General features: G+C 68.4%; 25 protein-coding genes and 1 pseudogene. 9 read left to right on the forward strand and 17 right to left on the reverse strand.

The window, feature by feature from the left end:
* Positions 1-79: 79 nt before the first annotated feature.
* A complete protein-coding gene (locus WS96_RS08240) occupies positions 80-1,393 on the forward strand; it encodes a leucine-rich repeat-containing protein kinase family protein (protein ID WP_059832123.1) in 1,314 nt (437 codons plus the stop codon).
* Positions 1,394-1,408: 15 nt separating this feature from the next.
* Here WS96_RS08240 and WS96_RS08245 read toward each other — a convergent pair whose 3' ends face one another.
* The 8 genes from WS96_RS08245 to WS96_RS08275 form a co-directional block, all read right to left on the reverse strand.
* Complete coding sequence (locus tag WS96_RS08245; RefSeq protein WP_059831771.1) at positions 1,409-2,038, reverse strand: LysE family translocator; 630 nt, start codon at positions 2,036-2,038, stop codon at positions 1,409-1,411.
* 98 nt (positions 2,039-2,136) lie between these two features.
* Positions 2,137-2,310 (reverse strand): hypothetical protein, encoded by a 174-nt coding sequence (locus WS96_RS34015; RefSeq protein ID WP_006486739.1) that lies wholly within the window; start codon positions 2,308-2,310, stop codon positions 2,137-2,139.
* A gap of 32 nt (positions 2,311-2,342) precedes the next feature.
* Positions 2,343-2,786, reverse strand: a complete 444-nt coding sequence (locus WS96_RS08250; RefSeq protein ID WP_059831773.1) for a copper chaperone PCu(A)C — start codon at positions 2,784-2,786, stop codon at positions 2,343-2,345.
* 83 nt (positions 2,787-2,869) lie between these two features.
* Entirely contained in the window at positions 2,870-3,235 is a 366-nt protein-coding gene (locus WS96_RS08255) for a copper resistance CopC family protein (RefSeq protein WP_059831775.1), read from the reverse strand.
* 299 nt (positions 3,236-3,534) lie between these two features.
* Positions 3,535-3,912 (reverse strand): DUF2946 domain-containing protein, encoded by a 378-nt coding sequence (locus WS96_RS08260; protein WP_059831777.1) that lies wholly within the window; start codon positions 3,910-3,912, stop codon positions 3,535-3,537.
* Between the two features lie 92 nt (positions 3,913-4,004).
* The gene (locus WS96_RS08265) at positions 4,005-4,499 is read right to left on the reverse strand and encodes an SRPBCC family protein (RefSeq protein WP_059832124.1); all 495 of its coding nucleotides are present in this window, start codon (positions 4,497-4,499) and stop codon (positions 4,005-4,007) included.
* A 58-nt stretch (positions 4,500-4,557) separates the two neighbouring features.
* The gene (locus tag WS96_RS08270) at positions 4,558-4,860 is read right to left on the reverse strand and encodes a 2Fe-2S iron-sulfur cluster-binding protein (RefSeq protein ID WP_059831779.1); all 303 of its coding nucleotides are present in this window, start codon (positions 4,858-4,860) and stop codon (positions 4,558-4,560) included.
* An 82-nt stretch (positions 4,861-4,942) separates the two neighbouring features.
* Complete coding sequence (locus tag WS96_RS08275; protein ID WP_059831781.1) at positions 4,943-6,838, reverse strand: sigma-54-dependent Fis family transcriptional regulator; 1,896 nt, start codon at positions 6,836-6,838, stop codon at positions 4,943-4,945.
* 184 nt (positions 6,839-7,022) lie between these two features.
* Here WS96_RS08275 and WS96_RS08280 point away from each other — a divergent pair, with 184 nt between their 5' ends.
* Together WS96_RS08280 and WS96_RS08285 are read left to right on the forward strand one after the other, a co-directional pair.
* Entirely contained in the window at positions 7,023-7,298 is a 276-nt protein-coding gene (locus WS96_RS08280) for a DUF2964 family protein (RefSeq protein WP_249189237.1), read from the forward strand.
* Positions 7,299-7,539: 241 nt separating this feature from the next.
* Complete coding sequence (locus tag WS96_RS08285; protein ID WP_006480750.1) at positions 7,540-7,827, forward strand: DUF1488 domain-containing protein; 288 nt, start codon at positions 7,540-7,542, stop codon at positions 7,825-7,827.
* A 244-nt stretch (positions 7,828-8,071) separates the two neighbouring features.
* Here WS96_RS08285 and WS96_RS08290 read toward each other — a convergent pair whose 3' ends face one another.
* Positions 8,072-9,373 (reverse strand): NCS2 family permease, encoded by a 1,302-nt coding sequence (locus WS96_RS08290; RefSeq protein ID WP_059831783.1) that lies wholly within the window; start codon positions 9,371-9,373, stop codon positions 8,072-8,074.
* 804 nt (positions 9,374-10,177) lie between these two features.
* On the opposite strand from WS96_RS08290, the gene WS96_RS08300 reads away from it, so the two are divergent.
* On the forward strand, positions 10,178-10,456 hold the full coding sequence (locus tag WS96_RS08300; protein WP_034186190.1) for a hypothetical protein: 279 nt from the start codon (positions 10,178-10,180) through the stop codon (positions 10,454-10,456).
* 168 nt (positions 10,457-10,624) lie between these two features.
* Here WS96_RS08300 and WS96_RS08305 read toward each other — a convergent pair whose 3' ends face one another.
* From WS96_RS08305 to WS96_RS08325, 5 genes are all read right to left on the reverse strand, one after another.
* Entirely contained in the window at positions 10,625-10,999 is a 375-nt protein-coding gene (locus WS96_RS08305) for a DUF2917 domain-containing protein (protein WP_059832126.1), read from the reverse strand.
* Between the two features lie 251 nt (positions 11,000-11,250).
* Positions 11,251-11,538, reverse strand: coding sequence for a hypothetical protein (locus WS96_RS08310; protein ID WP_059831787.1), 288 nt, complete (start codon positions 11,536-11,538; stop codon positions 11,251-11,253).
* A gap of 102 nt (positions 11,539-11,640) precedes the next feature.
* Positions 11,641-12,546, reverse strand: coding sequence for a metal-dependent hydrolase (locus tag WS96_RS08315; RefSeq protein WP_034204335.1), 906 nt, complete (start codon positions 12,544-12,546; stop codon positions 11,641-11,643).
* 35 nt (positions 12,547-12,581) lie between these two features.
* Entirely contained in the window at positions 12,582-14,369 is a 1,788-nt protein-coding gene (locus WS96_RS08320; protein ID WP_059831789.1) for an SDR family oxidoreductase, read from the reverse strand.
* 44 nt (positions 14,370-14,413) lie between these two features.
* A complete protein-coding gene (locus WS96_RS08325) occupies positions 14,414-15,313 on the reverse strand; it encodes a M24 family metallopeptidase (protein ID WP_059831791.1) in 900 nt (299 codons plus the stop codon).
* 337 nt (positions 15,314-15,650) lie between these two features.
* On the opposite strand from WS96_RS08325, the gene WS96_RS08330 reads away from it, so the two are divergent.
* Both WS96_RS08330 and WS96_RS32045 read left to right on the forward strand, forming a co-directional pair.
* On the forward strand, positions 15,651-15,923 hold the full coding sequence (locus WS96_RS08330; protein WP_059831792.1) for a CopG family ribbon-helix-helix protein: 273 nt from the start codon (positions 15,651-15,653) through the stop codon (positions 15,921-15,923).
* Positions 15,911-16,132 (forward strand): annotated as a pseudogene (locus WS96_RS32045) (type II toxin-antitoxin system RelE/ParE family toxin); the annotation flags it as partial. The gene WS96_RS08330 and the pseudogene WS96_RS32045, both read left to right, overlap by 13 nt.
* Before the next feature lie 151 nt (positions 16,133-16,283).
* Here WS96_RS32045 and WS96_RS08340 read toward each other — a convergent pair.
* The 3 genes from WS96_RS08340 to WS96_RS08350 all read right to left on the reverse strand — a co-directional run bounded on the left by WS96_RS08340 (position 16,284) and on the right by WS96_RS08350 (position 19,751).
* Positions 16,284-17,057: a slipin family protein gene (locus tag WS96_RS08340; protein ID WP_059831796.1), complete on the reverse strand. Its 774-nt coding sequence runs from the start codon at positions 17,055-17,057 to the stop codon at positions 16,284-16,286.
* Complete coding sequence (locus tag WS96_RS08345; RefSeq protein WP_059831798.1) at positions 17,054-18,595, reverse strand: NfeD family protein; 1,542 nt, start codon at positions 18,593-18,595, stop codon at positions 17,054-17,056. Before WS96_RS08345 ends, WS96_RS08340 begins: the two co-directional genes overlap by 4 nt.
* A gap of 121 nt (positions 18,596-18,716) precedes the next feature.
* Positions 18,717-19,751 carry an AraC family transcriptional regulator gene (locus tag WS96_RS08350; RefSeq protein WP_059831800.1) on the reverse strand — a complete coding sequence of 345 codons (1,035 nt, stop codon included), beginning with the start codon at positions 19,749-19,751 and terminating at the stop codon, positions 18,717-18,719.
* A 137-nt stretch (positions 19,752-19,888) separates the two neighbouring features.
* Between WS96_RS08350 and WS96_RS08355 the strand changes: the two genes are divergently transcribed.
* The 3 genes from WS96_RS08355 (at position 19,889) to WS96_RS08365 (ending at position 24,571) form a co-directional block, all read left to right on the forward strand.
* On the forward strand, positions 19,889-21,022 hold the full coding sequence (locus WS96_RS08355) for an acyl-CoA dehydrogenase family protein (RefSeq protein WP_059831802.1): 1,134 nt from the start codon (positions 19,889-19,891) through the stop codon (positions 21,020-21,022).
* A gap of 200 nt (positions 21,023-21,222) precedes the next feature.
* Positions 21,223-22,929 (forward strand): AMP-binding protein, encoded by a 1,707-nt coding sequence (locus WS96_RS08360; RefSeq protein ID WP_059831804.1) that lies wholly within the window; start codon positions 21,223-21,225, stop codon positions 22,927-22,929.
* A gap of 112 nt (positions 22,930-23,041) precedes the next feature.
* Positions 23,042-24,571, forward strand: coding sequence for a CoA-acylating methylmalonate-semialdehyde dehydrogenase (locus WS96_RS08365; protein WP_059831806.1), 1,530 nt, complete (start codon positions 23,042-23,044; stop codon positions 24,569-24,571).
* Positions 24,572-24,580 lie beyond the last annotated feature (9 nt).

Genomic DNA, 24,580 nt, shown 5'->3' on the forward strand with positions numbered 1-24,580 from the left:
GTGCGTGCACGCGATCGATCCCGGTAGAATTCGTCCGATCGACCCGACGATCACCGCAACCGCCACCCGTTTTCTCCCCGTGATACACACCCTCGAACAGCTGCAGGCCGGCCAACTGTCGGGCGCGCGGCAACTCAAGCTCGCGTGCGGACTGACCGAATTTCCGCGCGAGATTTTCGATCTGGCCGACACGCTCGAAGTGCTCGACCTGACCGGCAATGCGTTGTCGGCGCTGCCGCACGATCTGCCGCGGCTGCATCGTCTGCGCATCCTGTTCGCGTCGGGCAACCGCTTCACCGCGTTCCCCGACGTGCTCGGCGCGTGCGATCGGCTCGACATGATCGGCTTCAAGGCGAACCGGATCCGCACCGTGGCGCGCGGCGCGCTGCCGCGTGCGCTGCGCTGGCTGATCCTGACCGACAACGCCATCGACGAACTGCCGCCCGACATCGGCGACTGTGCGCGGTTGCAAAAGCTCATGCTTGCCGGCAACCAGTTACGGACGCTACCCGCCGAAATGGCCGGCTGCCGCGCGCTGGAGCTGGTGCGCCTGTCGGCGAACCGGCTGGATGCGTTGCCCGACTGGTTGCTGCACCTGCCGCGTCTCGCATGGCTCGCCGTGGCCGGCAACCCGTTCGGCGCGGCGCCGGAGGCCGCGGCGTCTGCCGGGCCGGACGTCGCGGAGATCGACTGGGCGGCGCTTTCATGTGAGCGGAAACTGGGCGAGGGCGCGTCGGGTGTCATTTATCGCGCGCAATGGCGGGCGAACGGCCATCCGCCGCGCACGGTCGCGGTCAAGCTGTTCAAGGGCGCGGTCACGAGCGACGGCCTGCCCGATTGCGAAATGGCCGCGTGCCTGCATGCCGGCCGCCATCCGCATCTGATCCCGGTGATCGGCAAGGTGCGCGGGCATCCGGACGGCACGCACGGCCTCGTGATGGAGCTGGTCGATCCCGCGCTGACGAATCTCGCCGGGCCGCCGAGCTTCGCGTCCTGCACGCGCGACGTCTATGCCGCCGATGCGAGATTCGATCCGGCGCAGGCGCTGCGGATCGCGCACGGCATCGCATCGGCGGCCGGCCATCTGCACGCGCGCGGCATCATGCACGGCGATCTGTACGCGCACAACATCCTGCACGACGGCGCAGGCGGCGCGTTGCTCGGGGATTTCGGGGCGGCGTCGCCGTACGACGTGAACGATCGCACACGCGGCGCCCGGTTCGAGCGGCTCGAAGTGCGCGCGTTCGGCTATCTGCTCGGCGAATTGCTCGAGCGATGCGAACCGCGTGCCGGCGCGCTCGATGCGCTTGCGGCGGCGTGCGTGAACGAGGACGTCGATGCACGGCCGTCGTTCGACGAGATCGCGGCCGCCCTGGCCGCGCGCATGCACTGACGGGATCGGGCCGGCCTACGCCTGCCGAGCGGTCAGCAGCTTGATGCCGAGCCCGACGAACAGCAGCCCGCTCGCGCGCTTGAGCGCGCGCACCGCGCGGCTCATGCCGAAACCGCGATGCAGGCGGCGCACGCCGGCCGAATAGACGCCGTGAACGATCACGACCGTGCAGGCGATCGTCGCGTACATCACGACGAACTGCAGCGCGAGCGGGCGATCGTGCACGATGAACTGCGGCATGAACGCGGACAGGAAGATCATCGTCTTCGGATTGCTGCCCGACACGAACAGCGCTTCGCGGAACAGTTTCCGGCGATCGGGCGCGACGATTTCCGCCGCGCCGCTCGATGCGGCGGTCTTGCTATCGCCGCGCAACTGCCGGACACCCAGGACCATCAGATACGCGGCGCCGATCACCTTCATCGCGACGAACAGCGGCGGCATCGCCGCCAGCACCGCGCCGACGCCGAGCGCGACCAGCAGCACGACCACGCCCTGCGCGACGAGGTTGCCGGCGATCGTCGCGACGGTGCCGTGCGTGCCGTAGCGCACCGTGTTGCGGATCACGAGCAGCACGTTGGGCCCCGGCGACAGCGTCGTGGCGAGATAGGCTGCGGCAAACAGCATCCAGGTCTGAATGGACATGCGGCGCTCCGAAAGGCGGTTGCGGCGGTCGGGATGAAGCGATGATGCCACGCCAATAATGGCGCGGGCCGCCGCCGCAACCGTGCCGTCTCGGCGCGTCAGCGCGCGTCGCGCATGCAGTACGCGGGAATCGACGGCGGCGTATCGATGGCGGCAGGTCGCGTCATCCACGCGATCCACGCGGCCCATAAGCCGCAGACGATCAGTACCGCGACATTCAGCGGCGTCCGGTAGCGGACGATCAGGTCGGCGAGCGGCAGGCGGTCTTTCATGTGCGTCTCCTTCGGTCGAGGGGCAGGCGGCGTTACTGGCCGGCGTAGGTCGGCGCCTTCGCGTCGCAGGTCACGGACACGATCGAGCCGTCCGCGAAATGCAGCCGGAGCGGCACCTTCGCGCCGGGCGCGACGGCCTGGCGCGGCGCTTCCAGCATCGCGTGATAGCCCTTCGGCTTGAAGGCGACCGTGCCGTGCGCCGGCACGACGACCGAGTCGACGTGGACCATCTTCGCGGTGCTGCCGCTCGTCTGCGTTTCATGCATCATCGCCATCCCGTAGGCGGGCGTGTCGATACCGACGAGCGTCGCGGGTGTGTCGCCGTCGTTCTTCAGCGTGAAGTAGCCGGAGGACGGCACCGTCGCCGGCATCGTGCGGATCCAGCACGCGTCGGCCTGCAGGGCCGGCGCGGCGAACGTAGCGGACACGTGCAGCGCCAGCGCCATGAGCAGGCCGGTCGAAATCGTGCGTTTCATCGTGTGTTCTCCTGATCGAGTGCGATGCCGAGGGCATCGATGCGAATGCGATCGGCACGGTGCGCCGATGCGCATCGCGTGCGTTACTTCACCTTGAAGGTGTAGCGGCCGTGCGTGCGATGGCCGTCGCTGGCCACCGCGATCCACGCGACCGTGTACGTGCCGGCCTTCAGATCGGCCAGTGCGACGCGCATCCGCTTCCGGTTGCCGGCGTCGACGGCCGACTTCCCGTCGACGACCGACTGCCCGTGGCTGTCGGTCACGGCGATCGAGCTGAACGCCGGCTCGAGCGCCTCGCCGAAGTCGATCGTGACTGCGTGCGGCGCGCTCGACAGCGTGGCGTCGGGGGCCGGGTCCTGCATTTTCGGGAGCGCATGCGCATGGGCGGCCTGGATGGCGACGAAGCCGAGTGCGGCGAGTGCGCCGCGAACGAAAGGGGTGGTTTTCATGGCTGGATGAGCGAGTGACGAATCGGATGGAAAAGACGGATTCGACGGACGGCTGCGCGAGCGGCATCGATGTCGGCGACGATTGGCGCGGCCGTGCGCGGTCGGACATGCGCATGCGGGCGAATGCAGGCGCGGTCATCGCGGTCATTCGAACCGGCGGCGGCCAACCGCGCGCACGGCACGACGCCGCGCGCAGCATGGTGAGACATGATCGTCCTTCGAAACGTGACACGTCGCGCACGCGGGCGGCGTGCGCAGGCTGCGCGATGCACGACGGCATCGCGCGCAATGACGACGGATCAGGACGCGAGCGGCGGGGCGCGCGGTTGCGCGGCCGTGAGCGGCAGCGCGCGGCGCAGGCTTTCGAAGCGGGTCGCCGCGCGATGCTCGATCGCGTGCACGTGGGCCGCGAACGTCAGTTCGGGGGCGGGCAGCGCGGGAGTATGAGCAAGCAGGCTGCAGTAGCCGCATGCGTGGAGATGCGCCTGCAGGCTTTTCGTCGACGCATCGGCGGAGCGGTCGCCGGCGGCCGGCGCGGACGAACAGTAGCCGGCCAGCAGCGCGTCGACGCGGCCTTGCGTGGTCAGCGCCTGCGAGATCGTCGGCGCGAGCGCCGTCATCAGGATGGCGAGCATCCCGAGCAGACTGCCGATCTTCCGGAGACGACGATTCAGCATGCGATGCGCGGCGGCGGGTGGACGACGATGCCGCCGATTATGCCACGCACGTCGATGCGTCGGCCGGCCCGAACGTGCGGCGTAGCGGCGCGCTACGCGTGCAGCGCCAGATATTTCGCGATCAGCGTCATCTGCGCGGCCCAGCCCTGGTCGTTCATGGCGCGCGCCGTCGCGCGACGCGCTTCGATCAACTGGTCGAAACCCGTTTCGGTGACCGTGAGCAGCGTGCCGCCGGCCTGCGCCGCGAGCGTGAACGTGACGAGCGTCATCGGCTCGGACGCGTAATCGACGTGCGGGTCGATCGCGAACGGATGCCAGCGGAACGAGAGCAGTCGTTGCGGCTCGATGCGATCGACGACGATTTCGAACACGGTGCCCGCATAGGGCTCCTGCGCTTTCGCGACGTCCTCGTCGACGCGGGTGGGCGTGATGCGGCCGAACAGCGGCTGGCCGGCCTCGAACGGGCCGTCGAACGAGACGCCGAACCATTGCCCGAATTCGCCGGAATTGCCGACGGCTGCCCAGACGCGGTCGGGCGATGCACTGAGCAGCGCCTGTTTTTCGATGCGATCGGTTTGCTGGATCATCGTGTTCTCCATGCAGGATCGAGCGTTGCAGGGGCGACGCGCGCGGTCGGCGCCGCGTCTAGTCGAGCATGGCCGCGTCGGGCACGTCGAGCACGAGGTCCGACGTGGCAACGGCCACGCACGGCAGCGTATAGCCGTCCGTTTTTTCCTCGCGGCTCAGCCCCGGCCATTCGATCGTGTAGCGTACGCTGCCGCTGACGATCCGGCAAAGGCAGCTTCGGCACGTGCCGTTGCGACAGGAGCGCGGCAGCGACACGCGGGCGAACGCGGCGGCTTCGAGTACCGTCAGCGAATCGGGTGCGTCGAAGGTTGCGCCGAGCGGCTCGATGCGCACGAGGGACGGATGTTCTGGATCGGTCATGACTGAAGCGGGCAGCGGTTCGGCGGCGACGCGCCAAGCATACCCGAACCCGCCGGCGGCCGGCGGCCGCCCGGCGTGGGCGTCAGTGCCGTCGCAGATACCGGTACACGGTATTGCGGGCGAGACCGAGTTCGCGCGCGGCCGCCGATACGTTGCCGCCATGCCGCGCGAGCACCGCATCGATCATCGCGGCCTGATGGCTTTGCAGCGTCGTGCCTTCGCGCTTGCCGGCCGGCGCGGCTGCTTCCGGCGCAGCCGCGGCGGCGTCGCAATCGAGCCAGAAATCGTCCGGCAAATGCGCGAGCGTGATCTCGTCTTCGTCCTCGGCGAGCATGCCGGCCGTGCGCAGCACGTTGGTCATCTGCCGCAGATTGCCGGGCCAGCGGTGGCGCGCGAACGCGTCCAGCACGTCGGCCGCGAGGCGGCGCGGCATCGGCTCGCTGCGCGCGAGCCGCGCGAGGATTCGCTCGACGAGCGCCGGCAGATCGGTGCGCGTGGCGAGCGCCGGCAGCGTGACCGCGAGCCCGTTGATCCGGTAGAACAGGTCTTCGCGGAACGTGCCGTCCGCGATCATCGCGCGCAGGTCGCGGTGCGTCGCGCAGACCACGCGCACGTCGACCGGCACCGCGCGTGCGCCGCCGAGCGGCATCACCGCGCGCTCCTGCAGCACGCGCATCAGCCGCACCTGCTGCGCGAGCGGCATGTCGCCGATTTCGTCGAGAAACAGCGTGCCGCCGTCGGCCTGCGCGATCTTGCCGGGGCTGCCGCGCTTGCGCGCGCCCGTGAACGCGCCGTCTTCATAGCCGAACAGCTCGGCCTCGATCAGCGAATCGGGCAGCGCCGCGCAGTTGACCGCGACGAACGGGCCGTCCGCGCGCGGCGACGCCTGGTGCAGCGCGCGGGCGAGCCATTCCTTGCCGGTGCCGGTCTGGCCGAGGATCAGCAGCGGCAGGTCGCGCCCGCGGATCTTCGCGACGCGTTCGAGCACGGCGGCCATGCGCGCGTCGCCGGTGTCGAGCGTCGCGAACGTGATCGCGTCGGGGTCCGGCGCACGCACGCGCGCAGCCGGCGCGGGCGGCCTGACGGCGACGGTCGGTTTCTGCGCTTCCGGGAATTCGCAGCGCGCGAGCACGCGCACGCCGGTCGACAGCGTGAGGCGGAACGTGGCGCCCGGCGCGCGCGCGGCTTGCTGCGCGAGCTGGCCGAAGCGCATGCCGAACAACGCGTCGCTGGCCTGGTGCTGCAGTGCGTCGAACGACGCGCCGAGCTGGAACTGGGCGCTGCGGTTCGCGGCGATCAGCCCGCCGTCGGGGCCGAACGCGACGAGCCCCGCGAACAGCGAATCGACGCAATCCTCGTGTGCGTGAAAGCGCAGCCGCAGCGCTTCGCCGCACTGGTTCGCGAACAGGTGGTTCTCGATCAGTTGCGCGGACATCCGCACCAGCGCGAGCGTATGCGGGCTGGCGCCGCGCGGGTCGCCGCTCACGTCGAGCGTGCCGAGCGTGCGGCCGAACGGATCGGCGATCGGCGCGCACGCGCAGGTAAGGATGTGGTTGGCGCGCAGGAAATGTTCGGACCCGTGCACGACGACGGCCTGGCCCGACGCGAGCGCGGTGCCGATCGCGTTGGTGCCGCGCGCGCCTTCGGCCCACGACACGCCGTTGCACAGCGCGACGCGGTTGGCTTTCTCGATGAAGTCCGCGTCGCCGATGCTGTGCAGGATCACGCCGTCGGCGTCGGTCAGCAGCACCAGGCTTTGCGTCTCGGCGATCTGCGCGTGGAGATCCTCCATCACCGGGCGGGCATGCGAGAACAGTGTGTGGTTCGTGTCGAGCAGTTCGCGCAGCGCGACGCGCGACAGCGGCGAGAAATCGGGGCGTTCGTGCGCGCGCAGGCCGACCGCGGTCGAACGCGCATGCGCCTGCGCGAGCAGGTCGGTACGCCCCGCGGCGGCGGGCAGCACGAAGGGTTGCGGCATGGTTTGTCTCCTGTTCCCGGGGCCGTCGGGCCGATCGGATCGGAATCGGCGGCGGAGTGCGGCTCCGCTCGCGGTGCACCATTCGGCGCGACAGTCGTCCGTCCGGGTACGCATCATCATACAAGCGCCACGTGCGATGTGCGACCGCGAACAAAATCCCCTTGCTTTTAAGCACCCGCCTGCAATGATGGAAATGGAGCACGCACGCGCCGTGTTCCGCACTGCAACAAGCATGCGACGCGACATGCATCCGTTCGGGAGACGCATCATGGTTCGGGCGGAACTGAGAGTCGTGCTGGCGGCCATCGCCACCTTCATCATGCTGGGCGGCATTGCCGTGGCGATCCACGGATTGCTGTTCGACCTGACCGACGCGGTGAGATACGGAGCGGCCGCGATCGCGGTGGGCGTCACGACCGCCGCGATCGCGCTCAACGTCTGGCCGACCGATCCGCACTGACGGTCCGTTGGCGAAACGGTGCCGGATGCCGCGCAGATCAGACGAAATGCGCGTCGGAACGACGCACACCGAAATTTTTGTCTCCCGCGCGAAACCGTCTAAAGTGGAATTCAACCGGCATGCATCGACCGCGCCACACCCCGCGGTCGGGGCCTCCGCCGGCGAGCCCGTGTCCATTTCGTCCGGCCGGTGGCGGACGACGGACACGGTCATTCGTTTTCTACCGGTCGAGGCGGCTTCCATGCAGATCCATTTCACGAACGAGAAGCCTGAGTATTCGGGGCGTGACCTGATGCTGGCGTTCACGGCTCTGGTCAATGGCGAGCGCGTCCAATGCCAGATCACCGCCGAAGCGCTGGAAGACCACTTCGGCGCGGCATCGCCGCGCTTCGAGGACATGGTCGGCGCATTCGACCAGCACCGCGAGCGCATCGAGGCGGCCGCGCGGCGCCTGCTGTCGGAAACGCGCGCGCAATGCGTGACGCTGCGCAGCGGCTACGTGCGTTTCTACGAGGCCAACTGGCGCTGACGACACGACGCACGTCCGGCGGCGCGCGCCTCCGTGCGGCGCACGCGAAGACGTTGCCTTCACGCAATGCCGTTCGGCGGGGCCGGGCGGCATTTTCGTATGCGAGCCGTGCGGGATGATCGAGCGTCGATAGGAGCGTGCGCGCGGGTTCGTCAGGATCGCAGACGAATCGTGCGAAAACGAAAAACGCCACCCGAAGGTGGCGTTCTTTCATTTCATCGCGCAGTGCAGCGATGCGCTTCGCTTACTCGCTGCCGAGATAGAAGAAGCGGAACAGGAACACGGCCGCGATGATCCACACGATCGGCTTGACCGTGCGGCCCTGGCCCGTCAGCAGCTTGAGGCCGCCGTACGCGATGAAGCCGAACGCGACACCGTTCGCGATCGAGTACGTGAACGGCATCAGCAGCGCGGTCAGCGCGGCCGGCACGGCTTCCGTCGCGTCGTCCCACGGCACCTCGACCATCTCGCGCAGCATCAGGCACGACACGTACAGCAGCGCGGGCGCGGTCGCGTAGGCCGGCACGACGCCGGCGAGCGGCGCGATGAACAGGCACGCGAGGAACAGCACCGCGACGGTGATGGCCGTCACGCCGGTGCGGCCGCCGGCCTGCACGCCCGACGCGCTTTCGATATACGCGGTGGTCGACGACGTGCCGAGCACCGAGCCCGCGACGATCGCCGTGCTGTCGGCGAGCAGCGCCTTGTTCAGGCGGTGCATCTTGCCTTCGACGAGCAGGCCCGCGCGATTCGCGACGCCCATCAGCGTGCCCGTCGCGTCGAACAGCTCGACGAGGAAGAACACGAGGATCACGTTGATGATGCCGGTCGACAGCGCGGCGCGGATGTCGAGCTTGAACAGCGTCGCATCGATCGACGGCGGCGCGGAGAACACGCCGTGGAACTGGTTGCCGCCGAAGAAGAACGACAGGATCGTCACGCCGATGATGCCGATCAGGATCGCGCCGCGCACGCGCAGGTGGTCGAGCGTGACGATCGTGAAGAAGCCGACGATCGCGAGGATCGTCGTGGGCTTGTGCAGGTCGCCGAGCGTGACGAGCGTGGCGGGGTTGCCGACGATCACGCCCGACGTCTTCAGCGAGATGATGCCGAGGAACAGGCCGATGCCGGCGGTAATGGAAATCCGCAGCGATTTCGGAATGCCGTTGACGATCGCCTCGCGCACGCGGAACAGCGTGACGAGCAGGAACAGGCAGCCGGAAATGAACACCGCGCCGAGCGCGGCCTGCCACGTGAAGCCCATTCCCTTGACGACCGTGTACGCGAAATACGCGTTCAGGCCCATGCCGGGCGCGCAGGCGATCGGGTAGTTCGCGTACAGCCCCATGATGATCGACGCCAGCGCCGCGACGAGGCAGGTCGCGACGAACACGGATTCCTTCGGCATGCCGGCGTCGCCGAGGATCGCGGGGTTGACGAAGATGATGTAGGCCATCGTCAGGAACGTGGTGACGCCCGCGAGTATTTCGGTGCGGAAGTCGGTGCCGGCTTCAGCGAAGCCGAAATACCGCTTGATGGATTCCATGAAGGCGTTTCTCCGGTCGGGTTGTCGTGTTGATTGTTGTGCCGATTTGTTGTACAGGCAGCGCGGCCGGCTCACTGTAACCAGCCACTATTGTCCGGCTATCGGCGGATTGTAATAGCGCGGATAGCTCGGACGATATAGTTGGAGGGCACGATCGATTGCCTGCGCGCGAACGGTCGGGCAGCCCGCCCGCGCGACGAAGGCGCGCATTTTACCGGTTCGCGGGCCACGGGCCGGCAGAAATGGCTGAAACGGGGGAAACGAGTGGAAGGGGCACGGGCCGGCGCACGACGCCAGCCGATGCGTGCGCAACGGCACGCCGGCAGCGCCGCACGCGGCCGGCGCGATGACATGCGACTGAAACGGGGCGCCCGCATGCTGCACGAACGCGGTGCATGCGGCGCGTGCACGCGAACGTGCGTGCGCGGCCGGTGCGTTCGCGCGGCGGCCGCGTGCAGCGGCCATTCGTCAGTCCAGGCGATTGAAGGTATCGGGCAATCGTGCGCCGAAGCCGTCCCGTCCGCAACTGTCATTTCGCGATGCGGGGGCGACTGTGGTTTCTGTGTAAAAGATTGCAAGACCCCATCGCGTAAACCGGCAAGTCTTTCTAGGATAGATACACCGCGCATGCACACGCGGCCGGTCATTGCCGACGCGGGGAGTCGCAGTCCGTGCAGGCCAGGCGGTGAATGGCGGTCAAGGCCGTTGCGCGTTTGGGCAGGCACGGCTGGTCAAGCACGGCCGGTTAGGCACGGCCGGTTGCGATTGCCCGATGCGGGTTCGTCCGTAATCACGGAGGTCAGCATGTTGAACTGGATCAGCCGCTGGGCGATGCGACACGCCCCCACGCCGGAAAAAACCGCCGCGTCGATGCTCGTGACGGCGCGCATGGAACTGTTCGCAGCCGAACAGCGCGTCATCGATGCGAAATTACAGGCGGATTACTGGCGCACACGTGTGTCATTCCTCGAAGAGGTGCAGAAGCAGGGCATCGATCCGTGGGTGACCTCGCAGGCCGCGCAACGTCCCGACGTCGATTCCACGCCCCGCAGCACGGGCCCGCGTCTCGCCGCCAGCACCTGATGCACCCGCTGCATCCCGTCGCTGCGCACGGCGCGCGAGCGCGCGCGGCACGCATCGGCGTGCCGCGTCCTTCGATGCGCACCTGCGGCGCGTTGCGTCGCGGGCGCGTCCGTTTCCGGATACCGTGATTCCGCGCGCCACGGTTTGCCGTCGCGCGCGCTCACCTCGTCAATCCCTTCTTCGCCATCGTCCGACGAGCAAACGCCGTAGTGGCGCGAGCGCGCGTCTCAGCCGCTCGCCGCGCCGCACGTAGGCCGTCGTGATCGACGCTTCGGCCGCCGCGTCATCGTCGGTGCCGAGCCAGATGCGATCGCCGCGTGCGATGCGCAGCACGTCGCCGGGGCGCACCCAGTAGTCGTCGACGCTCGGTGGGCGCGTGATCCACAGCGGCGCGCCGTGCGCACGAATTTCCGCATCGCTGGGCGCGCGCCAGGTCAGTGTCGTGCGCGGCGCGACCGCGAAGCGGATCACGACGGTCGGTAACGCGATCGTGCCGGCGTGGCGCCGATCGCGGCGTTCGAACAGCGGGCTTGCCTGGTCCATCGTCTTCTCCATTCAGTGAGCCGGACGGATGACGTGCACCAGAACAAAAAGGCCTCATCCGTTTCCGGCGAGGCCTTGTGTGACATGCGGTACTGCTCGATTGCTAACGCACAAGCGCCTCCCGTGATCCATTCTTTCGAATGTTCACCGGGCAATGATTCGCGATGGCGATGAGCTTGAACGTAGGCATGCGAACGATTCTGTTGTCGGCGCGCGGCGTTGTCAACGACTATTTTCGAGATGGACGGCGATCACGCGTCGCGTTGCGCGAGCCCGTTCACGAGCAGTTCGGACAGCAGGCCCGTCATCCCGTTCGGATGGTCGGCGGCGCGCGCCTTCAGCTGCTCGACGAGCTCGGCGTTGAGCTTGCACGCGAACGGCACGAGGCCCTGTTCCTGGTCGAGCTTGCGCTGTGCGCGGCGGTCCAGCTTCGTCGCTTCGTCGGCGCCCTTGCCGAAACGCGAGGAGCTCGACTGCTTCATCGCGTGCGTCAGCTTGAGCGCCTTGTTCTTTTCTAGATCGGTTTTCTTCATGGCCATCGCGGCACCTCCGGGAATTGAAGCCGCGATTGTACGCATTTCGGCGGACGCCGCCCGGCGGCGCCATCGCGCCCCCGCTTGCGACGCCGCCCGCGCATCCGCTCACGCACCTTTCGTCGTGCCCCAGTTGCCGCCGTGCGCGGCCGCCTGCGCGGCAGGCGAGCGCGCGAGGTAGGCGAGCGCCTGTTCGGTCGAGCCTTCGTGGTGCGGCGTATAGCCCGGCTTGAAATAGCGCAGCGCCGCGCCGATCACCTTCCAGAACGACGGCAGGTGCCCGCGCCGCGAACCCTGCCGCCACGCGAGCACGAAGCCCGGATAGCGGCCAGCGTCCGGGTCGCGCCGGTACATGAACTTCGCGCCGGTCGTGATGTAGTAGAGCAGCAGCACGATCACGAACGCCATGTGCACGCAGCGCTCCGGATAGGTGCCGCCCATGTGCCGGTAGATGTCGAACGCGACGGTGCGGTGCTCGACTTCCTCGGCGCCGTGCCAGCGCAGCAGGTCGACCATCGTCGGGTCGGCGCGGCCTTCGTCGAGGCCGTGCGCGTTGAGCACCCAGTTGCCGAGATAGCCGAAGAAATGCTCGAGCGACGCGATCACGGCCAGTTGCTGCCGCAGCCAGAAGCGCGTATGGCCGATCTTCAGCCCCAGCGGCTGCTCGCCGAGCACGCGCGTGAACAACCGGTTGAGCTTCTGCGTGAACGGCTTCGTGTCGATGCCGTGGCGCTCGTAATAGTGCTTCAGCACGCCGCCGTGCGAGCGCGAATGCACGGCCTCCTGCCGCAGGAAGCCTTCGGCTTCGTCGCGCAGGCGTGCATCGGCGATCAGCGGCAGCGCCTTGTTGTACACGCGGCAGAACCACAGTTCGCCTTCCGGGAACAGCAGGTTCAGCGTGTTGATGATGTGCGTGCTGCCCGGATCGTTCGGCACCCAGGTGATCGGCGTGTCGCTGAAGTCGAACTTCACGTGCCGGGCCTTGATCTTGTGGTAGTCGGCGGTATCGGTCATGTCGTCTCCCTGTCCCTGTGCGGCGTCGTGCGCCGTCAATGCGATGCCATGCTGACGCGGGCGATCATCCTGCCCAGCCACGGCATGAAGCGGCCGACGAAACGCATCGCGTGCGCTTCGCCGCCGACCGCGACGACCGGGCGGTTGCGCAGCACGCCGTCGACCATCGCCCGCGCGACGGTTTCGGGTTTCAGGCCGCGCATCTGGTACAGCCTGGTCGCGCGCTTGCGCAGCCGCGCTTCGTCCTGTGCGCTGGCGCCCGCGTAGTGTGTCGACGCCATGATTCCGGTCTCCGCGAAGCCGGGGCACACGGCCGTCACGCCGATGCCTTGCTCCGCCAGTTCCGCGCGCATGCATTCGCTGAGCATCAGCACCGCGGCCTTCGTCGTCGCATAGGCGGGCAGGTCGCGCGACGGGCCGAACGCGGCGGCCGACGCGGTATTGACGATGTGCCCGCCGGTGCCGCGCGCGGCCATCTGCCGAGCGAACAGCCGCGAGCCATGGATCACGCCCCACAGGTTCACGTGCAGGATGCGCTCCCAGTCCCGCGTGCCCGTGTCGAGGATGCCGCCGGCCATGCCGATGCCCGCGTTGTTGATCACGATGTCCGCGCCGCCGAGTTCGCCGCCGACCCAGGTCGCGAGCGCTTCCATTTCGTCCGCGGACCCGACGTCGACACGCTTCGCATGCGCGTGCGCGCCGGTCAGCCCGATGAGTAGCGCGGTGCGCTCGGCGCTCGCGAGATCGATGTCGCATGCGACGACGGTCGCGCCTTCGCGAGCGAAGGCCAGCGCCGCGCAGCGGCCGATCCCGCTGCCCGCGCCGGTGACGACCGCGACCTTGCCGTCGAAGCGCCCGCTGGTTGCGCGGCGGCGCGCGTTCGCGAGCGCAGGCGGTTCGTTGCCGGATTCGACCGCGTCGATCAATTGCCCGGCGAGATCCGCGAAGCGGGCGGGATCGGCGAGCGGCAGCCAGTGGCCGGCCGCGACTTCGCGGCGGTAGTACTGCGGCACCCAGCGCGCCAGGTTCTCGGACAGCGCGGGGCTCACGTATTTGTCGCCGAGCGGCACGATCGTCTGCACCGGTGCGTGCGCATAGCGCTCGCGCGGCGCGAACAGGCAGCGGATGAAGTTCGCGCGATAGAGGCGTACGCCGCGCGCGCCGTCGTCGGCCTGGGTCGGGCGCGGCGCGGCGGACGTTTTCTCGAGCCGGCGCAGCAGGCCCGGCCACGCGCGGCCGAGCCACAGCCGCCAGCCGAGCTCGGGAATGAACGGCAGGTGGAACAGATACACGTACCACGAGCGCACGAGCTGGCCGCCGAGCGTGGCCAGCGACGCGGGCGTCGGGCGCAGCACGCGCTCGCGCAGCCAGAAGCCGACGTGGTCGAGGCAGGGCCCCGAGCACGACGTGTACGACGCGATGCGGCCGGCGAGGCGCGGATCGGTGACGAATTCCCAGCCCTGGATCGAGCCCCAGTCGTGTGCGACGAGGTGCACGGCGCGGCCCGGGCAGAGCGCATCGATCACCGCGACGAAATCGTCGGTCAGCTTCGCGAGATGGTAGTCGGCCGTGCGCTTCGGCGCGCCGGACAGGCCCGCGCCGCGCACGTCGTACGCGATCACGTAGTGCCGGCGCGCGAGCAGCGGTGCGACGTGCTGCCAGACGCTGCTGTCGTCGGGATAGCCGTGCACGAGCACGACCGGCGAGCGGGCCGGGTCGCCCCAGGTCCTGACCGCGAGCGTCAGGTCGCCGGAGGCGACCGCCGTTTCGGCGTGAACCGATTCGAACAGGGCCAGCGGCGCTTCGTCGGAAAGAGGCTGCATCGTGAGTCCGTCGTTCAGGGAGTCGGGAGGCGGGAGCGGGTGGGTCAGGCGGCGGCCGGCACGTTCGCCGCGGCGTGCGCGCGTTCGGCCTGGCGGCGGCGCCAGCGGCGCACGTGCGGCAGATCGTCGTCGAGCCAGTACGCGTCGTCGTCGGTGATCACCAGCAGCTCCTCGAATTTCGCGCCGACGCCGGCGAAGCCGAGATGCGGCTCGACGGCCCACAGGCCCGGCACGGGCGCATGCTCGGAGCGGCGGTCGATCGACCACAGCGGCGACCAGCCTTGCCGCTTCGCCGCGCGGCCCTGGTCGAGCAGCAGGTTGCGCGTCGCGTTCAGCCCGAAGCGGGCGACGAAGCGCGGCTTCGACAGCTTGTGGATCTTCGCGACACGATGCGCGAGCACCTTGAACGGGTAGGCCTTGTGGCGCGGCTCGACGCCCTGGCGGCGGCACAGCGCGTCGACTTCCTGCGCGACTTCCGCCATCGGCCGGCGCGCCTTCACGAGCCGCACGATCATGTCGCGATGGTCCATCAGATCGTCCTGCAACTGCTCGAGGATCGGGTTGCGGCCGAGGCAGTGCGCGTAGCCGACATCGGCGACGATGCCGTCGAGCACCGGCGCGACGTCGAGGATCACCGGCATGTCGGTTTCGAGCTGGCGGTTGCTCGGGAAGAACGCGAGATTGAAGCCGCCCATGTGCTTGAGGCCCGAGAAGCCCTCGAACGCGGTGCGGTCGCCGAACCACGCGAACGGCTTGTGCAGCCAGTCGTGCACGCCGTTGTCCTGCAGCCATTCGGTCAGGAGGCGCGCGGCTTCCTTCTCGGTGATGCCGGGGTACAGCATCGCGCCGACGGTTTCGACGCAGCGGTACGCCAGCTGCTGGACCGCGCGGAATTGCGGCAACTCGTCGAGATGGACTTCCGGCAGCGGGTGGTGGGCGGTCATGATGCGTCTCCATGGGTCGACCGGAGTTGGCGCATCGGCGCTTACTCGAGTCCTGTTCTTCGCGGGGTGCCGATCCGGAATGCGCCCGTCGGCATCCGCCGTCATGCGTTATTCAGTCAGCATTTAATGTGCCATTGAGCAATGTAATTATCATAGACGGTTCCGGAAAACGCGCCAGCCCCGTGGGGTGAGGATTTGTCCTAATGGAGGGGTGAAATGGAAGGAAGGCTCTAGCGCAGCGATGGTCTGGATACTTGTCGGCGTCCATCCGATATTGCTTGTCGAGCGAGGCCCGACCTGCAATATTCCAAGGTAATACCTCTGGATACTTTTTATCGTGGCAACCTCGATCAAACTCGATCCGACCCTTCAGGAGCGGGTGCGCCATCTGGCCGAACAGCGTCGGCGCACGCCGCACTGGATCATGCGCGAGGCGATCGCGCAATATGTGGCGCGCGAGGAAAAGCGCGAGTCGTTCAAGCAGGAAGCGATGCAGGCATGGGCAGATTATCAGTCGACGGGGCTGCACGTGACCCACGAGGAGATGGACGCGTATCTCGAGAAGCTCGAGGCCGGTGAAGCAGCGGAGCCGCCCGAGTGTCACGATTGATCTGGACGCGAACTGTCCAGCAAGCGATTGTCGGCCTTCATCGTTTTCTCGCCGACCAGGATCCGCCGGCCGCGCGTCGTCCGATCAAGGCGATTCGTACTGGCGTCGACGTTCTGGTTCGACAGCCCCGGCTCGGCCGTCCCGTCGACGAACTCGATACGGTTTTTCGCGAATGGCCGATCGATTTCGGCGACAGCGGATACGTGGTGATGTACAGGGTCGATGATGATGGCGTCACGATCCTGACGATCAGGCATCAACGGGAAGCCGGGTATCGAGCGACCGGGCCGCGCCCGCCGCAATCGTGCAACGCTCCATTGCACGATTGCCGGGGTATCGTCCATACGCAATTCAGCGCCGTTAATCCTCCCGCTTTCCCCCCAACCGCTCCAGCAACGCCCCCAGCAGATCGATCGGCAGCGGGAACACGATCGTCGAATTCTTGTCCGCGGCGATCGTCGTCAACGTCTGCAGGTAGCGCAACTGCATCGCCTGCGGCTGCTGCGCGAGCCGCTGCGCGGCCTGCAGCAGCTTCTCCGACGCCTGCAATTCGCCTTCCGCGTGAATCACTTTCGCGCGCCGCTCGCGCTCGGCTTCGGCCTGCCGCGCGATCGCGCGGATCATCGTCTCGTTCAGGTCGACGTGCTTGATCTCGACCGTCGACACCTTGATCCCCCACGCGTCCGTCTGCGCGTCGAGCGTCTTCTGGATGTCGGCGTTCAGTTGCTCGCGCTCGGCCAGCAATGCGTCGAGGTCGTGCTTGCCGAGTACCGAACGCAACGTCGTCTGCGAGAGCTGGCTCGTCGCGTCGAAGAAGTGCGCGACCTGGATCACGGCCTTCTCCGGATCGACGACACGGAAATACACGACCGCGTTGACCTTCACCGACACGTTGTCGCGCGTGATCACGTCCTGCGGCGGCACGTCGAACACGACGGTGCGCAGGTCGATCCGCACGACCTGCTGGACGATCGGGATGATCAGCACCAGCCCCGGCCCCTTCACTTTCCAGAACCGACCGAGCATGAACACGACGCCGCGCTCGTATTCGCGGAAGATGCGGATCGACGACACGACGAGCACCACGACGAAGACGACCAGGACGCTGCTGAAGCCGAACGTGTAACCGATCATGAAGGTTCTCCCTGGGGATGGGCGGGGGCGGGCACGTCGTAGAGCGGCGCGACCGTCAGCGTCAGCCCGTGGCGGCCGGTGACGCGCACGCGGCAGCCGGCGGCCAGCGGCGTGCGGCTGGCCACGCGCCAGCGCTCGCCGTGCACGCGCGCCCAGCCGGCGGCCGACGGCGGCGCGCCGGCCGCGTCGTTCGGCTGGTCCGGATGCAGGCCGTCGTCGAGCACTTCGCCGATGCTGCCGAGCATCGCCTCTGCGCCCGTCACGACCGGGCGGCGCCGCGCGCGCAGCGCGACGCTCGACACGCCCGCGACGAGCAGCCCGCCGCCGAGCGCGAGGCTCGCGATCACGGGCCACGGAATTCCGTAGCCGGGCACGTCGGTGTCGATCAGCATCAGCGCGCCGATCGTGAACGCGACGATTCCGCCGAACCCGAGCACGCCGAAGGTCGGCAGGAATGCCTCGGCGACGAGGCAGCCGAGCCCGAGCAGCACGAGGCCGAGCCCCGCGTAGCTGACCGGCAGCAACTGCATCGCGAACAGCCCGACCAGCAGGCAGATCGTGCCGGCGACGCCCGGCAGCACGAAACCGGGGTTCGCGAATTCGAAGAAGAGGCCGTAGATGCCGATGGTCAGCAGGATCAGCGCGACGTTCGGATCGGCGATGATCGCCAGGAAGCGGCTGCGCCAGTCCGGCGCGAGCACGACGAGCGGCGCGTGCGCGGTCGCGAGATGCAGCGTGCCGGCGGTGGTCGTCGCGGCGCGGCCGTCGAGCTGGCGCGCGAGATCGGCCGGATCCTGCGCGATCAGGTCGACGACGTGCTGCATGCGCGCCTCGTTCGCCGACAGGCTCACGGCCTCGCGCACCGCGCGCTCGGCCCATTGCGCATTGCGCCCGCGCAACTGCGCGAGGCCGCGGATGTACGCGGATGCGTCCAGCATCGCCTTGCGGATCTCGGTCGATTGCGTGTCGGTCGGCAGCGCGGCGGCCGTGGCGGACGCGCCCGATGCGCCCGATGCACCCGATGCACCGGGGGCCGCGCCCGGCGGCGCGGCGCCGCCGATGCCGAACTGCACGGGCGACGCCGCGCCGAGATTGGTGCCGGGCGCCATCGCCGCGAAGTGGCTCGCATAGACGATGTAGGTGCCCGCGCTCGCCGCCCGCGCGCCGCCCGGCGCGACGAACGCGGCGACCGGCACCGGCGAGCCGAGGATGGCCTTGATGATCTGCCGCATCGACGTATCGAGACCGCCGGGCGTGTCGAGCTGCAGGATCGCGAGCGGCGCGTGCTCGCGGGCCGCGCGGTCGAGCGAACGCACGATGAAATCGGCGCTGGCCGGGCCGATCGCGCCGTTGACGGGAATCACGACAACCGGACGCGCGGCCGGCGCGTCGGCCAATGGCGGCGCGGCGACCGCGGCGCATACGACGAGCAGCGCCGCGAACAGCGCGGCGCGCGCGACCCGCGCGGACAGCGGGTGACGGGGGCGGCCGTCGGGCGCGGCAGAGGCCGGCGGCGGCCCATGACGGTGAAAGCGCATCGGGACGTCCGGGCGGCGCACGACCGCGTGCCGTCCGGCTTGCGGAAAGGGCGTGGGCCCGATACCTGAAGATTAGGCGGTTTCCGCGGAAAGCGCGAAGGTGCGGCCGCGCCGGCCGGATTCAGCTGGCGCCGCCGCCGCGCGCGAGCACTTCGTCGCGATAGTCGGCCGGGCTGCGTCCGCTCCATTTGCGGAACGCGCGGTAGAACGCGCTCGGCTCCGCGAATCCGGTCGCGGCCGCGACGTCGGCGATCGTGCGTGCGGGGTCGGCCAGCGCCTCGAACGCGAGATCGCGCCGCAGCGTGTCCTTGATCGACTGGTACGCGTGGCCTTCCTGGTGCAGCTTGCGGCGCAGCGTGGCCTCGGCCACGTGCAGCCGCGCGGCCATCCCGCCCGCGCCCGGCCACGCGGCGGGCGGCATCCCGCGCAGCACCGCGCGCACGCGCTGCGCGAGCGCGTTCGGGTTGCGGTACTTGACGATGAAGCTGGCCGGCGCGTTGCGCAGAAACGTTTTCAGCGTCTTCGCGTTCTGCACGACCGGCAGCGTCGCGAATTCGGGATCGAAATCGACATACGAATCGGGCTCGTTGAAACGCATGTCGTCGCAGAACATCGACGGATATTCGTGATCGGCGGGCGGCGTGTCGCAACGGAAGCTCGCATGCAGCAGCGGAATGCGCCGGCCGATCAGCCAGCAGGTGAGGCCGTAGACGATGATGAAATAGGTCGCGTACGTGAACATCGCGGGCGTCGCGCCGTTGTTGCGGTGCACGAAACGCAGCCGTACGCGCTGCGGATTCGCGTCGAGCTCGGCGTGCAGGTCGTCGAGCACGCAGTGCATGAAGTTCACCGCGCGCGCCATCGCGTGCAGCCCGTCGCGGGCCGACAGCGCGGCCTGGCTCATCGCGATGAAGCTGCCGCTGCGCATCGGGTGACGATCCTGCCCGAAAAACTCGTCGTCGAGCGTGCGCGCGATGGCGTTCCACAACGCGCCATATTGCTGCGCGGACACGCGTGCGCGCGGCTGCCCGAGCAGCGCGGGCGCGATGCCGGCCTGCGCGAGCAGCGGCTCGGCCGCGACGCCGCGGCGCGTGGCCAGCGCGACGCTGTACGCGACGAGGGCGATCGCGACGGTTCCCTTGTCTTCCTGCTTCATCGGTGTCGCCGGTATGGCAAAAACGCTCAGTGTAAATGAGCGACGCGAGCATCGAACAGTCGCGCGTGCTTGCCTACACTTGTTGCATCGAAACGCAAGGACGGTCGCGCCCGGCGGCCGCGGGAGACTGCAGCACCATGGACGAGCTTTACACCGAAGACCAGCGGATGATCCGCGATGCCGCGCGCGCTTTTGCCACCGAGGTGCTGGCGCCGAACGCGGCGCAGTGGGACCACGACGCGCACCTGCCCGACGCGATCGTCGCGCAGCTCGGCGAACTGGGCCTGCTCGGGATGATCGTGCCGCAGGAGCTGGGCGGCTCGTATACGGATTACGTGGCCTATGCGCTGGCGATGGAGGAAGTGGCGGCCGGCGACGCCGCGTGCGCGACGATGATGAGCGTGCACAACTCGGTCGGCTGCGGGCCGATCCTCGGCTTCGGCACGCCCGCGCAGAAGGATCGCTGGCTGGCCGACATGGCGGCCGGCCGCGTGATCGGCGCATTCTGCCTGACCGAGCCGCATGCCGGTTCCGAGGCGAACAACCTGCGCACGCGCGCCGAGTTGCGCGACGGCAAGTGGGTGCTGAACGGCGCGAAGCAGTTCGTGACCAACGGCCAGCGCGCGGGCGTCGCGATCGTTTTTGCCATGACCGATCCGGAAGCCGGCAAGCGCGGCATTTCCGCGTTCCTGGTGCCGACCGACACGCCGGGCTTCATCGTCGGCAAGCCCGAGAAGAAAATGGGCATTCGCGCGTCCGACACGTGCCCGATCACGTTCGAGAACTGCGCGATTCCCGAGGAAAACCTGCTCGGCAATCGCGGCGAAGGGCTGAAGATCGCGTTGTCGAACCTCGAAGGCGGGCGCATCGGCATCGCCGCGCAGGCGCTCGGCATCGCGCGCGCCGCGTTCGACAAGGCGCGCCGCTATGCGGGCGAGCGCGTGCAGTTCGGCAAGCCGATCGCCGAGCATCAGGCGATCCAGCAGAAGCTCGCCGACATGGCCGTGCAGATCAACGCCGCGCGCCTGCTCGTGCATCACGCGGCGAAGCTGCGCACGGCCGGGCTGCCGTGCCTGTCGGAAGCGTCGCAGGCGAAGCTGTTCGCGTCCGAGATGGCCGAGCGCGTGTGCTCGGACGCGATCCAGATTCACGGCGGCTACGGCTATCTGGTCGATTACGAGGTCGAGCGTCACTATCGCGACGCGCGCATCACGCAGATTTACGAAGGCACCAGCGAAGTGCAGCGGATGGTGATCGCGCGACAGCTTTGAGTCGCGGCGCGCGCTCATCCGGGGTATCACGCAGTCGAACAAACGGTCGAACAAGCAGGCATACAACGCAAGCACGAGGGCAGCGCGGCGAACGCGGCACGCAACGACGTGACCGTGCGCCGTGCAACACGGAGCCGGGCAGGTGCTGCAGCACGTGCGCCGGTTGACCGCTGGGCATGGAGACTGGACGGAGACGACACATGACGGTACAGGCATTCCTGGACGCACGCGACTTTCTGCTGCGCCATCGCACCGACTACGACACCGCGTACCGCGAGTTCGAATGGCCGGTGCTCGACGCGTTCAACTGGGCGCTCGATTACTTCGACCCGATGGCGCGCGGCAACGACGAGCCCGCGCTGTGGATCGTCGATGCGGCGACCGGCACGGGCGATCCGTATTCGTTCGCGCAGATGTCCGAGCGTTCGTCGCGGATCGCGAACTGGCTGCGCTCGATCGGCGTCGTGCGCGGCGACCGCATCCTGCTGATGCTGCCGAACCGCGTCGAGCTGTGGGACGCGATGCTGGCCGCGATGAAGCTCGGCGCGATCGTGCTGCCCGCCACCACGCAACTGTCGCCCGACGACGTGCGCGACCGCGTGCGCATCGGCGGCGCGAAATACGCGATCGTCGACGAGAACGAAACCGCGAAGTTCGAGCAGCCCGATCTCGGCCTCGCGCAAAAGATCGTCGCCGGCGCGCCGCGCGCGGGCTGGCTCGCGATGAACGATGGCTATGCGGCGAGCGCCGCGTTCGAGCCGGACGCCGTCACGCACGCGAACGATCCGATGCTGCTGTACTTCACGTCGGGCACGACGTCCAAGCCGAAGCTCGTCGAGCATACGCACCGCACCTATCCGGTCGGCCATCTGTCGACGATGTACTGGGTCGGCCTGCAGCCGGGCGACATCCACTGGAACATCAGCTCGCCGGGCTGGGCGAAGCATGCGTGGAGCTGCTTCTTCGCGCCGTGGAATGCGCAGGCGTGCGTGTTCGCGTTCAACTATGCGCGCTTCGAGCCGAGGGTCGTGCTCGATGCGCTCGTCAAATACCGGGTGACCACGCTGTGCGCGCCGCCGACCGTGTGGCGCATGCTCGTGCAGCAGCCGCTCGCGTCGTTCGACGTGAAGCTGCGCGAGATCGTCGGCGCGGGCGAGCCGCTGAATCCCGAGATCATCGAGCGCGTGAAGAAGGCTTGGAATATCTCGATCCGCGACGGCTACGGCCAGACCGAGACGACCTGCCTGATCGGCAACTCGCCGGGCCAGCCGGTGGTCGCGGGCTCGATGGGCCGGCCGCTGCCCGGCTACCGGATCGCGCTGCTCGATCCGGACGGCGCGCCCGTCAGCGAAGGCGAGGTCGCGCTGCCGCTCGGCGATGGCGCCGCGCGCCCGGTCGGGCTGATGAACGGCTATGCGAACAATCCCGACGCGACGGCCCATGCGATGCGCGACGGCCACTACCGCACGTCGGACATCGCGATGCGTCGCGACGACGGCTACTACGTGTACGTCGGCCGCGCGGATGACGTGTTCAAGTCGTCCGACTACCGGCTGAGCCCGTTCGAACTCGAGAGCGTGCTGATCGAGCATCCGGCGATCGCCGAGGCGGCTGTCGTGCCGAGCCCGGACCCGGTACGGCTGTCGGTGCCGAAAACGTTCATCACGCTGCGCCAGGGCTACGAGGAAAGCCCCGCGCTCGCGCTGGAAATCTTCCGTTTCTCGCGCGAGAAGCTCGCGCCGTACAAGCGCATCCGCCGCCTGCAATTCGCGGAGCTGCCGAAGACGATCTCGGGGAAGATTCGCCGCGTCGAACTGCGCCGCCGCGAGATCGAGCGCGGCGACGACGCGACCGCGCGCATGCCCGGCGAATACTGGGAAGAGGATTTCGCCGCCGAACTGAAATGACCGGCCGCGGGCCGCGCGCGCCGCATGCCGCGGCGGCCGCCCGCAGCCGAATCGAACCGGTCGCGCGGCGGCATGCCGCCACGCCGCGACCCACTGCAAGGAGAAAACGCTGATGAACGCGAATCCGACGCCCCGTACGGGGCAAGACGTGCCGACGGTCAAGCTGCTGATCGACGGCGCTTTCGTCGAGTCCGCCACCGACGAGTGGCGCGACGTCGTCAACCCGGCGACGCAGCAGGTGCTCGCGCGCGTGCCGTTCGCGACCGTCGCGGAAGTCGACGCGGCCGTGCAGGCCGCGCACGCCGCGTATGCGACGTGGAAGAACACGCCGATCGCCGCGCGCATGCGCATCATGCTGAAGTTCCAGGATCTGGTGCGCGCGAACCAGCAGCGCATCGCGAAGACGCTGACGGCCGAGCAGGGCAAGACGATTCCCGATGCCGAAGGCGACATCTTCCGCGGCCTCGAAGTGGTCGAGCACGCATGCTCGATCGGCACGCTGCAACTGGGCGAATTCGCGGAGAACGTCGCGGGCGGCGTCGACACCTACACGCTGCGCCAGCCGCTCGGCGTGTGCGCGGGCATCACGCCGTTCAATTTCCCCGCGATGATTCCGCTGTGGATGTTCCCGATGGCGATCGTGTGCGGCAACACGTTCGTGCTGAAGCCGTCGGAGCAGGACCCGATGTCGACGATGGAACTCGTCGAACTCGCGCTCGAGGCCGGCATACCGAAAGGCGTACTGAACGTCGTGCACGGCGGCAAGGAAGTCGTCGACGCGATCTGCACGCATCCGCTCGTGAAGGCGATCTCGTTCGTCGGTTCGACGGCGGTCGGCACGCACGTCTACAACCTCGGCGGCCAGCACGGCAAGCGCGTGCAGTCGATGATGGGCGCGAAGAACCACGCGATCGTGCTACCCGACGCGAACCGCGAGCAGGCGATCAACGCGCTCGTCGGCGCGGGCTTCGGCGCGGCCGGCCAGCGCTGCATGGCGACCTCGGTCGCGGTGCTGGTGGGCACGGCGCGCGAGTGGCTGCCCGACATCGTCGCGAAGGCGAAGGCGCTGAAGGTCAACGCGGGCGCCGAAGCGGGCACCGACGTCGGCCCGGTCGTGTCGCGCGGCGCGAAGGCGCGGATCCTGACGCTGATCGACGCGGGCATCAAGGAAGGCGCGAAGCTCGAGCTCGACGGTCGCGACGTGAAGGTGCCCGGCTACGAGGACGGCAACTTCATCGGCCCGACGATCTTCTCCGGCGTGACGACCGACATGTCGATCTACACGCATGAAATCTTCGGGCCGGTGCTGGTCGTGATGGAGGTCGACACGCTCGACGACGCGATCGCGCTCGTCAACGCGAACCCGATGGGCAACGGCGTGGGCATCTTCACGCAGAGCGGCGCGGCGGCGCGCAAATTCCAGAGCGAGATCGACGTCGGCCAGGTCGGCATCAACATCCCGATTCCGGTGCCGGTGCCGTTCTTCAGCTTCACCGGTTCGCGCGGCTCGAAGCTCGGCGATCTCGGCCCGTACGGCAAGCAGGTCGTGCAGTTCTACACGCAGACCAAGACGGTCACCGCGCGCTGGTTCGACGACGACACGACGGCCGGCCCGGTGAATACGACGATCCGGCTGCATTGAGCGGTGGAG

Origin of the sequence: Burkholderia sp. MSMB1835, assembly GCF_001526365.1 — a bacterium.
In the GTDB taxonomy this organism is placed as follows: domain Bacteria; phylum Pseudomonadota; class Gammaproteobacteria; order Burkholderiales; family Burkholderiaceae; genus Burkholderia.

Bases quoted from the DNA above. Each gene is read 5' to 3' on its own strand.
- WS96_RS08245 (WP_059831771.1), bottom strand. From the start codon at position 2,038: ATGTCCATTCAGACCTGGATGCTGTTTGCCGCAGCCTATCTCGCCACG.
- WS96_RS34015 (WP_006486739.1), bottom strand. From the start codon at position 2,310: ATGAAAGACCGCCTGCCGCTCGCCGACCTGATCGTCCGCTACCGGACG.
- WS96_RS08250 (WP_059831773.1), bottom strand. From the start codon at position 2,786: ATGAAACGCACGATTTCGACCGGCCTGCTCATGGCGCTGGCGCTGCAC.
- WS96_RS08255 (WP_059831775.1), bottom strand. From the start codon at position 3,235: ATGAAAACCACCCCTTTCGTTCGCGGCGCACTCGCCGCACTCGGCTTC.
- WS96_RS08260 (WP_059831777.1), bottom strand. From the start codon at position 3,912: ATGCTGAATCGTCGTCTCCGGAAGATCGGCAGTCTGCTCGGGATGCTC.
- WS96_RS08265 (WP_059832124.1), bottom strand. From the start codon at position 4,499: ATGATCCAGCAAACCGATCGCATCGAAAAACAGGCGCTGCTCAGTGCA.
- WS96_RS08270 (WP_059831779.1), bottom strand. From the start codon at position 4,860: ATGACCGATCCAGAACATCCGTCCCTCGTGCGCATCGAGCCGCTCGGC.
- WS96_RS08275 (WP_059831781.1), bottom strand. From the start codon at position 6,838: ATGCCGCAACCCTTCGTGCTGCCCGCCGCCGCGGGGCGTACCGACCTG.
- WS96_RS08280 (WP_249189237.1), top strand. From the start codon at position 7,023: ATGATGGAAATGGAGCACGCACGCGCCGTGTTCCGCACTGCAACAAGC.
- WS96_RS08285 (WP_006480750.1), top strand. From the start codon at position 7,540: ATGCAGATCCATTTCACGAACGAGAAGCCTGAGTATTCGGGGCGTGAC.
- WS96_RS08290 (WP_059831783.1), bottom strand. From the start codon at position 9,373: ATGGAATCCATCAAGCGGTATTTCGGCTTCGCTGAAGCCGGCACCGAC.
- WS96_RS08300 (WP_034186190.1), top strand. From the start codon at position 10,178: ATGTTGAACTGGATCAGCCGCTGGGCGATGCGACACGCCCCCACGCCG.
- WS96_RS08305 (WP_059832126.1), bottom strand. From the start codon at position 10,999: ATGGACCAGGCAAGCCCGCTGTTCGAACGCCGCGATCGGCGCCACGCC.
- WS96_RS08310 (WP_059831787.1), bottom strand. From the start codon at position 11,538: ATGGCCATGAAGAAAACCGATCTAGAAAAGAACAAGGCGCTCAAGCTG.
- WS96_RS08315 (WP_034204335.1), bottom strand. From the start codon at position 12,546: ATGACCGATACCGCCGACTACCACAAGATCAAGGCCCGGCACGTGAAG.
- WS96_RS08320 (WP_059831789.1), bottom strand. From the start codon at position 14,369: ATGCAGCCTCTTTCCGACGAAGCGCCGCTGGCCCTGTTCGAATCGGTT.
- WS96_RS08325 (WP_059831791.1), bottom strand. From the start codon at position 15,313: ATGACCGCCCACCACCCGCTGCCGGAAGTCCATCTCGACGAGTTGCCG.
- WS96_RS08340 (WP_059831796.1), bottom strand. From the start codon at position 17,057: ATGATCGGTTACACGTTCGGCTTCAGCAGCGTCCTGGTCGTCTTCGTC.
- WS96_RS08345 (WP_059831798.1), bottom strand. From the start codon at position 18,595: ATGCGCTTTCACCGTCATGGGCCGCCGCCGGCCTCTGCCGCGCCCGAC.
- WS96_RS08350 (WP_059831800.1), bottom strand. From the start codon at position 19,751: ATGAAGCAGGAAGACAAGGGAACCGTCGCGATCGCCCTCGTCGCGTAC.
- WS96_RS08355 (WP_059831802.1), top strand. From the start codon at position 19,889: ATGGACGAGCTTTACACCGAAGACCAGCGGATGATCCGCGATGCCGCG.
- WS96_RS08360 (WP_059831804.1), top strand. From the start codon at position 21,223: ATGACGGTACAGGCATTCCTGGACGCACGCGACTTTCTGCTGCGCCAT.
- WS96_RS08365 (WP_059831806.1), top strand. From the start codon at position 23,042: ATGAACGCGAATCCGACGCCCCGTACGGGGCAAGACGTGCCGACGGTC.